13 protein-coding genes are annotated in these 14,228 nt (G+C 66.4%); 4 read left to right on the forward strand and 9 right to left on the reverse strand.

All coding sequences use genetic code 11. From position 1 onward, the window contains the following. Positions 1-238: 238 nt before the first annotated feature. On the reverse strand, positions 239-490 hold the full coding sequence (locus J0A90_RS05055) for a CsbD family protein (RefSeq protein WP_035475959.1): 252 nt from the start codon (positions 488-490) through the stop codon (positions 239-241). Between the two features lie 164 nt (positions 491-654). On the opposite strand from J0A90_RS05055, the gene J0A90_RS05060 reads away from it, so the two are divergent. From J0A90_RS05060 to J0A90_RS05075, 4 genes are all read left to right on the forward strand, one after another. Then, a complete protein-coding gene (locus J0A90_RS05060) occupies positions 655-1,020 on the forward strand; it encodes a helix-turn-helix transcriptional regulator (protein WP_207031891.1) in 366 nt (121 codons plus the stop codon). A gap of 8 nt (positions 1,021-1,028) precedes the next feature. After that, positions 1,029-1,460 (forward strand): arsenate reductase (glutaredoxin), encoded by a 432-nt coding sequence (gene arsC / locus J0A90_RS05065; RefSeq protein ID WP_207031902.1) that lies wholly within the window; start codon positions 1,029-1,031, stop codon positions 1,458-1,460. A gap of 5 nt (positions 1,461-1,465) precedes the next feature. Beyond that, on the forward strand, positions 1,466-2,188 hold the full coding sequence (arsH, locus tag J0A90_RS05070; protein ID WP_207031914.1) for an arsenical resistance protein ArsH: 723 nt from the start codon (positions 1,466-1,468) through the stop codon (positions 2,186-2,188). Positions 2,189-2,275: 87 nt separating this feature from the next. Then, complete coding sequence (locus tag J0A90_RS05075) at positions 2,276-3,583, forward strand: arsenic transporter (RefSeq protein ID WP_207031916.1); 1,308 nt, start codon at positions 2,276-2,278, stop codon at positions 3,581-3,583. A 60-nt stretch (positions 3,584-3,643) separates the two neighbouring features. On the opposite strand, the gene J0A90_RS05080 is transcribed toward J0A90_RS05075, so the two are convergent. From J0A90_RS05080 to J0A90_RS05115, 8 genes are all read right to left on the reverse strand, one after another. Continuing rightward, a complete protein-coding gene (locus tag J0A90_RS05080) occupies positions 3,644-4,450 on the reverse strand; it encodes a class I SAM-dependent methyltransferase (RefSeq protein WP_207031918.1) in 807 nt (268 codons plus the stop codon). Continuing rightward, positions 4,438-5,235: an undecaprenyl-diphosphate phosphatase gene (locus J0A90_RS05085; RefSeq protein WP_207031920.1), complete on the reverse strand. Its 798-nt coding sequence runs from the start codon at positions 5,233-5,235 to the stop codon at positions 4,438-4,440. The genes J0A90_RS05080 and J0A90_RS05085 overlap by 13 nt, the downstream gene beginning before the upstream one ends. A 180-nt stretch (positions 5,236-5,415) precedes the next feature. After that, positions 5,416-6,105: a tRNA (adenosine(37)-N6)-threonylcarbamoyltransferase complex dimerization subunit type 1 TsaB gene (tsaB, locus tag J0A90_RS05090; protein ID WP_207031929.1), complete on the reverse strand. Its 690-nt coding sequence runs from the start codon at positions 6,103-6,105 to the stop codon at positions 5,416-5,418. A gap of 96 nt (positions 6,106-6,201) precedes the next feature. Continuing rightward, on the reverse strand, positions 6,202-6,858 hold the full coding sequence (gene adk, locus J0A90_RS05095) for an adenylate kinase (protein WP_207031931.1): 657 nt from the start codon (positions 6,856-6,858) through the stop codon (positions 6,202-6,204). A 382-nt stretch (positions 6,859-7,240) separates the two neighbouring features. After that, the gene (aceF, locus tag J0A90_RS05100) at positions 7,241-9,343 is read right to left on the reverse strand and encodes a pyruvate dehydrogenase complex dihydrolipoyllysine-residue acetyltransferase (RefSeq protein ID WP_233076513.1); all 2,103 of its coding nucleotides are present in this window, start codon (positions 9,341-9,343) and stop codon (positions 7,241-7,243) included. Between the two features lie 106 nt (positions 9,344-9,449). Further along, on the reverse strand, positions 9,450-12,140 hold the full coding sequence (gene aceE / locus J0A90_RS05105; RefSeq protein WP_207031934.1) for a pyruvate dehydrogenase (acetyl-transferring), homodimeric type: 2,691 nt from the start codon (positions 12,138-12,140) through the stop codon (positions 9,450-9,452). A 456-nt stretch (positions 12,141-12,596) separates the two neighbouring features. Next, positions 12,597-13,169 (reverse strand): 1,6-anhydro-N-acetylmuramyl-L-alanine amidase AmpD, encoded by a 573-nt coding sequence (gene ampD / locus J0A90_RS05110; protein ID WP_370635724.1) that lies wholly within the window; start codon positions 13,167-13,169, stop codon positions 12,597-12,599. Beyond that, entirely contained in the window at positions 13,166-14,167 is a 1,002-nt protein-coding gene (locus J0A90_RS05115) for a GlxA family transcriptional regulator (RefSeq protein WP_207031936.1), read from the reverse strand. Before J0A90_RS05115 ends, ampD begins: the two co-directional genes overlap by 4 nt. Positions 14,168-14,228: the final 61 nt, after the last annotated feature.

Here is a 14,228-nt window from a genome sequence, read left to right on the forward strand (position 1 = left end):
TCTGTCGTGCAGATTCAGCGCACCCCGACCCGATGCCACCCCGGTCTTGGTCCTCCGCCGGCCACAGCGACCGATGGAAGGGCGCAGATAATGGCCCCGACGAAGGCTGGCCTCAAGTATTTTCCGCGTCAAATGTGAAACTGCGTCGACATCTACCTTCCGATACCTCGCGACGATGAAAGCCCCGGGCTGGGCCGGGGCTTTCGTCGTCAGGGAGCGGGTGGCGCACTCGAGCGTATCAGCGGCGTCCGAGCAGGATACCCAGGAACACCCCGACGCCACCGGCGATCGCCAGCGCGCTGATCGGATTCTTGACCGTCGCCTCGCGCACGCTATCGAGCTTCTCGCCGTAGTTGGCCTGCAGCTTGCCCGCTGCATGGCGCGCGCGGCCCTCGTCGCGCAGCTCCTCGTCATCGGTGAACCGGCCCACGGCTTCCTGCGCCTGGCCCTTGAGGGACTCCGTGCGTCCTTTCATCTGCTCTTCGTACATGCGACCTCCTTGATCGTATAGGGCGCTGGGCGGGTTGCCGCCCAGACAGCCTCTAGAGCGTAGTTGGCCCGTGGAAGTCACACAAAGGTCATACCCCTATCACTCTCGTCGAAAGGCCATCGTGGTGATTGCCGCCTCGACCTTATGTCGATATTCTTGGACATATGGACACTAATGACGCTCTCGACGCCTTCGCCGCGCTGTCGCAGCCGACCCGGCTGGCGGCCTTTCGCCTGCTGACCCGACACGAACCCGACGGCCTCGCCGCCGGCGAGGTGGCGCGTCGCCTCGACGTGCCGCACAACACGCTGTCGGCGCATCTGGCGGTGCTCAGCCGCGCCGGTCTGATTCATGCCCAGCGCCAGAGCCGCTCGATGATCTACCGTGCCGACCTCGCCGCCGTCGGCGCCCTGGCCGCGTTTCTGGTCAGCGACTGCTGCCAAGGCAGCCCCGAAGTCTGCGCGCCACTGGATAGCCTGCTCGGCGGCTGTGCCAGCCTCGCACCCAGCCCATCGACCGATCCTTCATGAGAGACACCATGAACCCCGTGATCTATCACAACCCGGACTGCGGTACCTCGCGTAACGCCCTGGCGATGATCGAAGCCTCGGGGCAGACGCCCCAGGTGATCCACTATCTCGAGACCCCGCCGGATCGCGCCCAACTGGTGGCCCTGCTGGCGGCCACGGGGCTGTCGCCGCGCGAGCTGCTGCGACGCAAGGGCACCCCCTACGACACGCTCGGCCTGGATGACCCGACCCTCGACGACGAGACGCTGATCACGACGATGCTGGCCCATCCGATTCTGATCAACCGCCCGATAGTGATCACCGGCAAGGGTGCTGCGCTGTGCCGCCCCTCGGAGGTGGTGCTGTCGCTGCTGGATCATCCTGTCGCCACCTTCACCAAGGAAGATGGCGAGGTCGTGCACCCGACACCGTCGTCCAGCCATCCGCTCGCCGCCGAGTAAACACCATGTCTGCGTCATTCGACACCTTGCCCCAGCTCGACCCCACCGCCTTCGCGCCCATCGATGGCGAGGCCCTGGCGGGCGACGCGGGGCCCCATCATCCGCCGCGCATCCTGGTGCTCTATGGCTCGCTGCGCGAGCGCGCCTATTCGCGTCTGGTGGCCGAGGAGGCGGGCCGGCTGCTGGAGGCCTTCGGCTGCGAGGTGGCCACCTTCGACCCGCGCGACCTGCCGCTGCCGGATGCCGCGGCACCGGAGCATCCGCGGGTGGCGGCGCTACGCGAGCTGGCCACCTGGGCCGAGGGCATGGTGTGGGTGAGCCCGGAACGCCACGGCGCCATGACCGCGGTGATGAAGGCACAGATCGACTGGCTGCCGCTGTCGCTGGGCGGCATCCGCCCCACCCAGGGCAAGACCCTGGCGGTGATGCAGGTCTGCGGCGGTAGCCAGAGCTTCAACGCGGTCAATCAGATGCGTATTCTTGGCCGCTGGATGCGCATGCTGACCATCCCCAACCAGTCATCGGTGCCCAAGGCGTTCAACGAGTTCGATGACGCCGGGCGCATGCGCGCCTCGCCCTACTACCAGCGCATCGTCGATGTCTGCGAGGAGCTGGTGAAGTTCACCTGGCTGACCCGCGGGCACGCGGCTTATCTGACCGACCGCTACTCGGAGCGCGTGGAGAGCGCGGCCCAGCTCTCCGCCCGGGTCAATCAGCGCGATCTGTGATCGCATTCCCTAATCGATTATCGGGTGCCCGTGCTGGGCGGTGCCTCGCGCCGCCCGGCTCCCGCCCCCTTCGTGGAGAGTCTTGGCATGCTGGCGCTGGCCATCTTCGTCGTCACCCTGATCCTGGTGATCTGGCAACCCCGCGGCCTGGGTATCGGCTGGAGCGCCGTCGGCGGCGCCGTGCTCGCACTGGCGACCGGTGTCGTCCAGCCGGGCGATATCGGCACGGTCTGGGATATCGTCTGGGACGCTACCTTTACCTTCGTCGGCCTGATCGTCATCTCGCTGATCCTCGACGAGGCCGGTTTCTTCGCCTGGGCGGCGCTGCACGTGGCGCGCTGGGGCAATGGCCGCGGCCACTGGCTGTTCCCGCTGGTGGTGGTGCTCGGCGCGGTGATTTCGGCGTTCTTCGCCAACGACGGCGCGGCGCTGCTGCTGACACCGATCGTGCTGGCGATTCTGCTGCGTCTGGAATTCTCTCCCCAGGCGGCACTGGCGTTCATCATCGCCACCGGCTTCGTCGCCGACTCCACCAGCCTGCCGCTGGTGATCTCCAACCTGGTCAACATCGTCAGCGCCAACTTCTTCGGCATCTCGTTCTCGCGCTACGCCTTGGTCATGCTGCCGGTCAATCTGGTCTCGCTGCTGGCGACCCTGGCAGTGCTGTGGCTCGCCTTCGGCCGCCGGGTGCCCAAGCGCTACGCGCTGGAGAAGCTGGACCCACCACACACCGCGATCCGTGATCCGCTGGTGTTCCGTGCCGCCTTTCCGCTGCTGATCACGCTGCTGGTGGCCTACTTCGTCACGCCCGCCTGGCACGTGCCGGTGGCCTTCGTCACCGGCGCGGCCGCGCTGTCGCTGATCGTCATCGCCGGGCGCTGGTGGCAGGCTGGCCGCGGCGCGGTGGTCTCGGTCGGCCACGCCCTGCGCCACGCGCCGTGGCAGATCGTGTGGTTCTCGGTGGGCATGTATCTGGTGGTCTACGGCCTCGGCCATGCCGGGCTCACGCCGCTGGCCGCCGGCGTGCTCGAGTGGCTGGGCCAGCACGGCCCGCTGGTGGCCACCGTCGGCACCGGCTTCTTCAGCGCCCTGCTCGCCTCGGTGATGAACAACCTGCCTTCGACCCTGGTCGGGGCCCTGGCGATCCACCAGGCCGACGTGCCGGCGGTGACCCGCGAGCTGATGATCTACGCCAACGTGATCGGCAACGACCTGGGGCCCAAGTTCACCCCGATCGGCAGCCTGGCGACCCTGCTGTGGCTGCACGTGCTGGCCAAGAAGGGCTATCGCATCGGCTGGGGTCGCTACATGAAGATTGGTCTGCTGATCACGCCGCCGGTACTGCTGGCCACGCTGGTCGCGCTGGCGCTGTGGCTGCCGCTGATCTCCCCCTGAGCCGTGACCGGGAACATCGACGGGCACGACAGCAGGGGCGACAGCGGCCACGGCAGTGGCTCAGGGCGAGGCGGCATCCGTGCGCAGCGAACGGCGCACGTAGAGGTCGTAGCGGCTGGTCTTGCCCTCGATCACGTGCTGAGGCGCCGGGCCTGCGATGGGCGGCGCCTTGCGCGGGCGCTTGACCACCACCCGGTGGGTGGCCAGATCCAGCGCCGCTGCCAGCAGCTGCGGGGCGTCGTCATCGGCACCGGCCAGCTCGCGGAACAGCCGCATCTCCTTCTTGACCAGCGCGGACTTCTCCCGATGGGGAAACATCGGGTCGAGATGGATCACCTGCGGCGCATGCGGCCAGTCGGCGATGGCATCCGCCAGCGCCGTGGTGCCATCGGCATGGCGCAGCGCCAGCCGTGCGGCGATCTCGCCGAGTTCGTCAGCAACCGCCAGCCGCGCGAGGGCGTCGTCGAGCAGCGCATGGATCGCGGCCACGCGCTCGACCATCAGCACCTCGGCGCCCAGCGAGGCGAGCACGAAGGCATCACGCCCGAGCCCGGCGGTGGCATCCACCACCCGGGGTACCACGCCCTTGCCGAAGCCGCACGCCTTGGCCACCAGCTGGCCACGGCCGCCGCCGAAGCGGCGCCGATGGTCGGCAGCGCCGGTGACGAAGTCCGCACGCACAGGGTGGCCGTAGAGCGCCGGATCACCGGCGATCTCCAGCCCTGCCTCGCCCTGGCGCAGGGCCAGCCCCTCGGCTGGCGGCTCGGCGCGCCACGCAAGCCCGTAGCGAGCCGCCAGCGGGCGCAGCGGCTCGCCCACCACGACCACCGCCTCCCCCACCGGCACAGCGCCGCTCAGGTCGCCCATACGAACAGCACCACGCCGAGCAGCAGACGATAGATCACGAACGGCAGCATGCCGATGCGGTCGAGCGCAGCCAGGAACAGCTTGATGCAGAGCCAGGCGGCGACGAAGGAGAAGCCCACGCCGAGGGCGATCTCGTGCCACTGGGTGGCGGTACCCGTCTGCGCCAGCTCGACCCCCTTGAGGGTACCGGCGGCCAGGATCAGCGGAATCGAGAGCAGAAACGAGAAGCGTGCCGCCGCCTGCCGGGTGAAGCCGAGCATGAGCGCGGCGGTCATGGTGATACCCGAGCGTGAGGTGCCGGGAATCAGCGCCACCGCCTGGGCCAGGCCGATCAGCAGCGCGCGCTTTAAGGTCATCGCCCCCAGCGGCTCGACCCGGCTGCCGCGGGCATCGGCGATGCCCAGCAGCACGCCGAAGACGATCGTGGTGGTGGCGATCACCAGCACCGAGCGCCCGGCGGATTCGACCCAGTCGTCGACCAGCAGGCCGAACACCACTGCCGGTAGCGTGGCGACGATGATCGCCCAGCCCAGCCGGCTCTCGGGGCTCGACCCGCGCGCGCCGAACTGCCCGAACCAGGCGCAAAGAATCTTGATCACCTCATGGCGGAAGGCCACCAGCACCGCGCCCAGCGAGCCGATGTGCACGGCGACATCGAATGCCAGCCCCTGATCCGGCCAGCCGAGCAGCTGCGACGGCAGGATCAGATGGGCAGAGGAAGAGATCGGGAGGAATTCGGTCAGGCCCTGGATCAGCGCCAGCGCCGCGAGATGCAACACATCCATGATGAAGCGTTTCCTTGCAGAGGGGGCCAACGGCCCCGGGATAAGCGTGGAGTGGCCACTGCCGCCGCGAGCCACCTACCCTGCCGGACTCGGCCCGTCCTGGGCCTTTCCACGTTGTGGCTATGCTTTCAATGACCTGGTTTTTCGTGACCAGGCTTTGCGTCACTAGGCTTTCAATGACTAAGCCTTGCGCCACGCCACCTCATTGCGCAGATAGACCGGCGTCACCGCATGCGGCGGCGCGCCGCGCTCGCCACGCGCCCAGGCAGCGGCGGCGAGATGCGCAATGTCTTCGGCCGCCGGCAGTTCGTCGGGCAGGGTCTGGGGCAGCACGGCCTGTATTTCGACCGGCATGCGCGCCAACAGTTGCCAGCCGCTGCCGATACCCAGCCATTCGCGATCGTCGCTCTCCGCCGGCAGGCGCAGCCGCTCGGGGGCGATCACGCGCTCCTCGAGGCAGGGCGTCAGCTCGCCGTCGGCACAGCGATAGGCGCCAACGTAGATCTCGTCCATGCGCGCATCCAGCGCCGCGATCACGTGACGCGCATGCCACTTGCGGTGTGCCGCCAGTGCCAGCGCCTCGAGGGTGGAAACCCCCATCAGCGGCAGCTCGGCGCCGTAGGCCAGGCCCTGAGCAATACCCGCAGCGATGCGCAGCCCGGTGAACGAACCGGGGCCATGACCGTAAGCAATGGCATCCAGCGCGGTGAGATCGAGATCCGCCTCGGCAAGGAGCTCGTCGACCATCGGCAGCAGCCGGCGGGTATGTTCGCGCGGGGCGATTTCAAAACGATGAATCAGGTCGTCGTCCCGCCAGAGCGCGCAGGAGCAGGCGGTCGAGGAGGCGTCTAGGGCCAGCAGCGTCGACATCGGTTTCCCGGGGTAACTACAAAAAGAGGGGCGAGTATAGCGTGTGAACGGCGTGACGACGACCGCCCCGCCGAGTGGCGGGACGGTCGCGCGGTCTCAGCCCTCGAGGGCGGCGAGCACGCGGGAGCGGATATCGTCGACGCTGCCGACGCCCGCAATACGGTGGTAGGCCGGCGCCGCCTCGGGGTCTTCGGCGGCCCACTCCTGGTAGTAGTCGACCAGCGGCGCGGTCTGATCGTGGTAGACGGAAAGGCGATGACGCACGGTCTTCTCGCTATCGTCGTCACGCTGGATCAGCGGCTCGCCGGTGACATCGTCCTTGCCCGGCTCGCGCGGCGGCTTGTACTCGAGATGGTAGACGCGCCCGGAATCCGGGTGGACGCGGCGCCCGGCCAGACGCTTGACGATCTCTTCGTCGTCGACCGCGATCTCGACCACGTGATCCAGCTTGATGCCGGCATCCTTCATGGCGTCGGCCTGCGGCAGGGTGCGCGGGAAGCCGTCGAACAGGAAGCCGTTGGCGCAATCCGGCTGCGCGATACGCTCCTTGACCAGGGCGATGATCAGGTCGTCCGACACCAGCGAGCCGCTGTTCATGGTCTCCTTGACCTTGATCCCCAGTTCGCTGCCTTCCTTGACGGCGGCACGCAGCATATCGCCGGTGGAAATCTGCGGGATATGGAAGTGCTCGCAGATGAACTGAGCTTGGGTGCCCTTGCCAGCGCCAGGGGCGCCCAAGAGGATCAAACGCATCGATACAGCTCCTTCGTGAATGGCATCGTTCTTATGTGACCTCACGGTCGCCCGAGGCGACGCCGGTGACATCGTCAGTGGCACATGACGATACCTTTCGCCACTCGGGCGCACAAGGCTCGGTTGGGCGCAGAGCGGGCCCGAGGTGAGAAATCATGGGGGATAGGGGCGCGAAAACGCCGATGGCGCTCTATACAACCGCACAAGAAACGCCGATGGCTATTTATAAGAACGCCGGTGGCTATTCGCACAAACGCCAATGGCTCTTCATGAAAGCTGATGGCTCTTCATAAAAACGCCTATGGCGCTCTATAAAACCGCCACAAAAAACGCCGATGGCTCCCGCAGGAGCCATCGGCGCTGGTACTGCCGAACCGCGCGCTTAGACCAGCATGCGGCGGATGTCGGTGAGCACCTGGGCCAGATAGGCGGTGAAGCGCGCCGCATCGGCACCGTTGACCGCACGGTGGTCGTAGGAGAGCGACAGCGGGCACATCAGCCGCGGCTTGAACTCCGAGCCGTTCCAGACCGGTTTCATCTGCGACTTGGAGACCCCCAGAATCGCCACTTCCGGCGTGTTGACGATCGGTGTGAAGGCGGTACCGCCGATCGAGCCCAGGCTGGAGATGGTGAAGCAGCCACCCTGCATCTCGTCGCGCTTGAGCTTGCCCTCCTGGGCGCGCCCGGCGAGGTCGATCACCTCCTTGGCCAGCTCGATGATGCCCTTCTGATCCACATTGCGGATCACCGGCACCATCAGGCCGTTGGGGGTATCCACCGCCACGCCGATGTGGAAGTACTTCTTCTGGATGAGCTTGTCGCCATCCGGATGCAGCGAGACGTTGAACTGCGGGAACTTCTCCAGCGCCTTGGCCGCGGCCTTGATCATGAACGGCAGCGGCGTGAGCTTGGCGCCCTGCTGCTGGGCTTCGTCCTTCATCGCCTTGCGGAAGGCTTCCAGCTCGGTGATGTCCGCCTCGTCGAACTGGGTGACATGAGGCACGTTGAGCCAGCTGCGATGCAGGTTGGTCGCCCCGGCCTTCATCAGGCGGCCCATCGGCTTCTCTTCGATCTCGCCGAATTGGCTGAAGTCGACCGCCGGCACCGGCGGGATACCGGCACCGCCGCTGGCCGCGGGCGCTGCCGTTTGCCCACCGCCCTGCTTGCGTGCCTGCATCACCTGCTTGACGAAGCCGTCGACGTCATCCTTGAGGATGCGCCCCTTGGGACCGGAGCCCTTGACTTCGTTCAGCTCGACACCCAGCTCGCGGGCCATCTTGCGCACCGCGGGGCCGGCGTGCACGTGGGCACCGGCGCTCTTGTCATCGCCGTGCTTGTGCCGCGCTTCCGGGCTCGGCTCGCCGTTCTGCTGCTTCTGCGCGCGCGAATCGGTCGCGGCCTTGGCATCGTCTTTCTTGGCCGCCGGCGCTTTCGACTCGGCCTTGTCCTTGCCCTTGTCACCCGCGGGCTTGGCAGACTTCTTCTTGCCGCCCGACTGGCCGGCGACTTCGACGTAGCCGATCAGGTCGCCCTCGGAGACGCTGTCGCCCTCCTTGACCGCCAGCTCGACCACCTTGCCCTTGACCGGGCTGGGCACGTCCATGGAGGCCTTGTCGGACTCCAGCGTGATCAGGGTGTCTTCCTTGTCGATCTCGTCGCCTTCGCTGATCGCGACTTCGATGATCTCGACGCCTTCGCTGCCGCCGATATCCGGCACGCGAATCTCCTGACGGCCGCCTGCGCTGTCGTCGGTGTCTTCGTCGTCACCCTCTTCGTCGGCGCTATCGTCTTCAGCATCGGCGCTGTCGTCGCCACTCGGCGCTTCGGCATCGTCCGCCGCGGGCGCGTCGTCTTCGGCGTCGTCTTCGCCTTCACCGGCGATCTCCATGGTGCCGATCAGGTCACCTTCGGAGACGCTGTCGCCCTCCTTGATCGAGAGCGAGACGATCTTGCCGCTGTAGGGGCTGGGCACGTCCATGGAGGCCTTGTCGGACTCCAGCGTGATCAGCGTGTCTTCGGCGCTGATCTCGTCACCCTCGCTCACCGCGACTTCGATGATCTCGACGCCGTCGCCGCCGCCGATATCCGGCACCTTGACCTCGACGGTGCGCTTGCCGCCGCCGGACTTCTTCTTCGGCGCCGCTTCGCTGGCGGAGGCGTGCTCGGACTCAGCGTCCTGGCTCTCTTCCTGGGCGTCACCCGCTTCGGCGTCACTCTCGTCCTGCTCGGCGTCGGCGTCACTCTCGCCTTCTGCTTCGAGTTCGAGGATGTCGTCGCCTTCGGAGACGGTGTCGCCCTCCTTCACCAACACCTTGACGACCTTGCCGGCCTTGGGTGCCGGCACGTCCATCGAGGCCTTGTCGGACTCCAGCACGATCATGGTGTCTTCGGCAGCGATGACGTCGCCCGCCTGCACCGATATCTCGATGATTTCGACACCGTCGCTACCGCCGATGTCGGGAACTTTGATGATTTCGCTACTCAAGGTCGCGCTCCTCTGATCATCCGCCAGCGCGTGATGCACACGCGCCGGCTCAACTGGACGCGGTCACCGCCCCTGGAGGCGGCGACCCTGCGATGGAAACTGCCGATCAAGACACCAGCGGGCTGGGCTTGGCTGGATCGAGGCCATATTTCTTCATCGCGTCGTTGACGACCTTGCCGTCGATCTCACCGCGTTTGGCCAGGGCGCGCAGCGCCTGAACGGTGACGTAGTAGCGGTCGACCTCGAAGAAGTGACGCAGCTGCTCACGCGTGTCGGAGCGACCGAAGCCATCGGTACCCAGGACATGGAAGTCACCCGGCACCCAGGCACGGATCTGGTCGGCGTAGAGCTTCATGTAGTCGGTCGCGGCGATCACCGGACCTTCGGTGCCTTCGAGCTGCTGCGACACCCACGGCTTCTCGCGCTTCTCGTCGTAGTCGAGGAACTGCTGACGATCGTACTCCAGCGCTTCGCGGCGCAGCTCGTTGAAGCTGGTCACGCTCCACACGTCGGCGACCACGCCATGCTCTTCGGCGAGCATCTCGGCAGCGGCTTCGACTTCGCGCAGGATGGTACCGCTGCCCAGCAGTTGGACCCGCGGCTGCTTCTTCTTGGCCGCGGCCTTGCCTTCGTGCAGGCGGTACATGCCGCGCACGATGCCCTCTTCGCTGCCTTCCACCATCTCCGGATGCGCGTAGTTCTCGTTCATCACGGTGAGGTAGTAGAAGCAGTTCTCCTTGTCCTGGAACATGCGCTTGAGGCCGTCCTGGACGATCACTGCCACTTCGTGGCCGTAGCAGGGGTCGTAGGCGCGGCAGGTGGGCACGGTGGACATCAGGATGTGGCTGTGGCCGTCCTGGTGCTGCAGACCTTCACCGTTGATGGTGGTACGCCCGGCGGTGCCGCCGACCATGAAGCCGCGCGCCTGCAGGTCGCCGGCTGCCCATACCAAGTCACCGATACGCTGGTAGCCGAACATCGAGTAGTAGATGTAGAACGGCATCAGCGGCAGGTGATGGTTGGCGTAGGCGGTCGCCGCGGCGATCCACGCCGACATCGAACCGGCTTCGGTGATGCCCTCCTCGAGGATCTGACCCTTCTTGTCCTCGCGGTAGTACATGATCTGGCCGGCATCCATCGGCTCGTACTTCTGGCCTTCAGCGGCGTAGATACCGAGCTGACGGAACATGCCTTCCATGCCGAAGGTGCGCGCTTCGTCGGGGATGATCGGCACCACCCGCGAGCCCAGCTGCTTGTGCTTGACCAGACCGTTGAGCACGCGCACGAAAGACATGGTGGTGGAGACTTCGCGGTCGCCCGAGCCCTTGAGCTGGGTGGCGAACATCTTGTCGTCGAGGCCGGGAATCTCCAGTGCCTCGAAGTCCGACTTGCGCGCCGGCAGGAAGCCGCCGAGCTTCTCGCGCTGGAGATGCAGGTACTTCATCTCCGGGCTGTCGTCGTCGGGCTTGTAGTAGGGGATGTCGCCGCTCTCGATCTGCTTGTCGGAGACCGGGATACCGAAGCGGTCACGGAACGCCTTGAGCGCGTCGACGTCCATCGACTTGATCTGGTGCGCTTCCATGTCGGCTTCACCGTGGCCGCCACCCATGCCATAGCCCTTGACGGTGTGCGCCAGGATCACGGTGGGACGCCCGTTGGCGTTGTTGACCGCCTCGTGGTAGGCCGCGTAGACCTTCTGCGGGTCGTGGCCACCGCGGTTGAGACGGAAGACCTCCTCGTCGGAGTAATCCTTGACCATCTCGGCGGTCTCTTCGTACTTGCCGAAGAAGTTGTCGCGGGTGTACTTGCCACCCTGGGCCTTGTAGTTCTGGTACTCGCCGTCGACCGCCTCGTCCATGCGCTTCTGCAGCATGCCCTTGGTGTCTTTCTCGAACAGCGGGTCCCACAGACCGCCCCAGACCACCTTGATGACGTTCCAACCGGCACCGCGGAACACGCCCTCGAGTTCGTCGATCACGCGCGAGTTACCGCGCACCGGGCCGTCGAGACGCTGCAGGTTGCAGTTGATGACGAAGATCAGGTTGTCGAGCTTCTCGCGGCTGGCCAGATGCAGCGCGCCGAGGGATTCCGGCTCGTCACACTCGCCGTCGCCGAGGAAGGCCCAAACCTTGCGGTCCTGCATGTCCTCGAGCTCACGCGAGTTGAGATACTTCATCACGTGGGCCTGATAGATCGCCTGGATCGGACCCAGCCCCATGGAGACGGTGGGGAACTGCCAGTAGTCCGGCATCAGGTAGGGGTGCGGGTAAGAAGGCAGACCTTCGCCGTCGACTTCCTGACGGAAGCTGTCCATCTGCGTCTCGTCGAGACGCCCTTCCAGGAAGGAGCGCGCGTAGATGCCCGGCGTCACGTGGCCCTGGATGTAGAGCAGATCACCCTTGTGGTCACCGTTGTCGGCGCGGAAGAAGTGGTTGAAGCCGACTTCGTAGAGGGTCGCACTGGACTGGTAGCTGGCGATGTGACCGCCCAGCCCCTTGTGCTTCTTGTTGGCCCGCAGCACCTGGACCATGGCGTTCCAGCGAATCGCCGAGCGGATCTTGCGCTCGATGAACATGTCGCCGGGGATCTTGGCTTCACGATGCACCGGAATGGTATTGCGGTGCGGCGTGGTGCCGGAGAACGGCGGCGAAGAGCCGTCACGACGCAGGCGATCAGCCAGCCGACTCAGGATGTACCGAGCGCGCTCCTCGCCCTCATGCTCGACGACCGAGGCCAGGGAGTCCAGCCATTCCGTGGTTTCGACCGGATCGAGATCTTCTCGTGTCTCCAGACTCATAGACAACTCTCCGAATGGGAAAAGGTTTGCCATTCGCCCGGCCGTGGCGGGTAGCCGCAGCGGGGCTTGGGAATATGCGCTCTTCGGTGCAGGTGCAGCTCTTTTGGGGCCGCTTTCCGAGATTGTTCGGCTGTAACTGAATTACAGCGGGCGTGCGTGACGCGGAAAATCCGGCGAAGAAGATACCGCAAACGCGCACCGCTGCCAATTCGTCGCCGCCTCTCCTGGCGTCAAACGCTCGTATAAATCCCGCTTTTTCAATCACTTGGATTTTGAGCCAGATCGATGATCGCTGCCCGCCAGGCGGTAGTGAATTTACCTCGGGGCAAACCAACGCGGAATTGACACACTCACCGCCAAGCTTCGGCCCACGCCGCTGACCTCCTCACCATAGCAGCCGGCCAGGGTTTGTCAGGCCGGGGGTTATCTAGCCGAGACTTGTCAGAACCGGGGCCGTCAGCAAGCGCCACGACCCAGGCAGCGGCGCAAATAGGCCCAGTCGAAAGCCGGCCCGGGATCGCGCTTGCGCAGCGGCGCGATCTGCGCGTGGCCCACCAGCCGCGCCGGCGTGATCGCCGGATAGTGCTGCATCAGGGTCGAGAGCACCGCGGCCAGGGCATGGTACTGCGCCGCCCGATAGGGGCGTTCGTCGGTGCCCTCCAGCTCGATACCGATGGCGAAGTCGTTGAGCCCCTCGCGCAGGCGGCCCGTCTCGTCACGCCAGCGCGAACGCCCGGCATGCCAGGCGCGGGCATCGAAGGGCACGAACTGTACCAGCTCGCCATCGCGGCGGATCAGCAGATGCGCCGAGACACGCAGCGCGGCGATGCTGGCAAAGTACGGATGCGCCGTGGGCAACAGCGTATTGGTGAACAGCTGCTCGATCGCCGGCCCGCCGAACTCGCCCGGCGGCAGACTGATACCGTGCACCACCACCGCCGAGACCTCCCCCTCGGGGCGGGCGTTCGCGTTGGGCGAAGGCACCCGCCGCGCCTGGGTCAGCCAGTGCTGCTCGAGCGTCAGGGTCATGCGTCGCCCTCCGGGTCGCGGGCCACCTGCACCAGGCGCTCATCGCGCGGGCTGATGCCGAAGTGGTGGCGATAGCTGGTGGAAAAGTGTGCCCCCGAGGAGAAGCCATGAGCCAGGGCGATATCGCCCACCGCCTGATCGCTCTCGCGCAGCAGCCGGCGCGCGCGCTGCAGGCGCAGGTTGAGATAGTAGCGGCTGGGCACCGCCTGCAGATGCTTCTTGAACAGCCGCTCCAGCTGACGCCGGGAGATCCCCAGATGCGCCGACAGCTCGTGGGTGGTGAGCGGCTCTTCGATATTGGCCTCCATCAGCGCCACCGCGTCGAGCAGGCTCTCGGGGGCGTTGCCCAGCCGCGAGCGCAGCGGTAGCTGCTGGGGTTCGTCGGCCATACGGATGCGCTCGCACACGAAGTGCTCGGAGATACGCTGGGCCAGCCCCGCGCCCTGCTGCTGCCCGATCAGCGTCATCAGCATATCCATCGCCGCGGTGCCGCCGCCGCAGGTCAGGCGGTCCCGGTCGATCTCGAACAACTGATGAGAGACATGGATTGCGGGAAAGGCGCGGCTGAAGGTGTCGGCGCTGGCATAGGGGATCGAGGCGCGATAGCCGTCGAGTACCCCGGCGCGGGCCAGCCACTGGGTGCCGCCGGCGATACCACCGAGCATCACCCCGCGCTGAGCCAGCCGCTTGAGCCAGGCGAGCAGGGTGTCGCTGGCATCGCGTGCCACCTCGGCGGCCAGCGGCGGCGCGCACACGAACAGCAGGTCGAGGTGGCGCGCATCGCTGCCGGCCACCCCATGGGGCGTCAACGCCAGCTCGGCCACGCTGGCCACCGGGCGGCCATCGATGCCGAAGGTGGTGACCCCGTAGAGGCGCCGCTCGGCCAGGCCATTGGCGACGATCAGCGGCTCGATGGCGCAGGCCTGGGCCAGCAGCGAGAACCCGGGCAGGAGTACGAACCCCACCTGCCGTGGGGCATCGTGGGCCGACGTGGTCATGCTGTCGAGACTCTCGGCATCACACCCGCGAGCCCCCGGCACCCTGCCCGCTCAACGCACG

It is taken from the genome of Salinicola sp. DM10, from assembly GCF_017306975.2.
In the GTDB taxonomy this organism is placed as follows: domain Bacteria; phylum Pseudomonadota; class Gammaproteobacteria; order Pseudomonadales; family Halomonadaceae; genus Salinicola.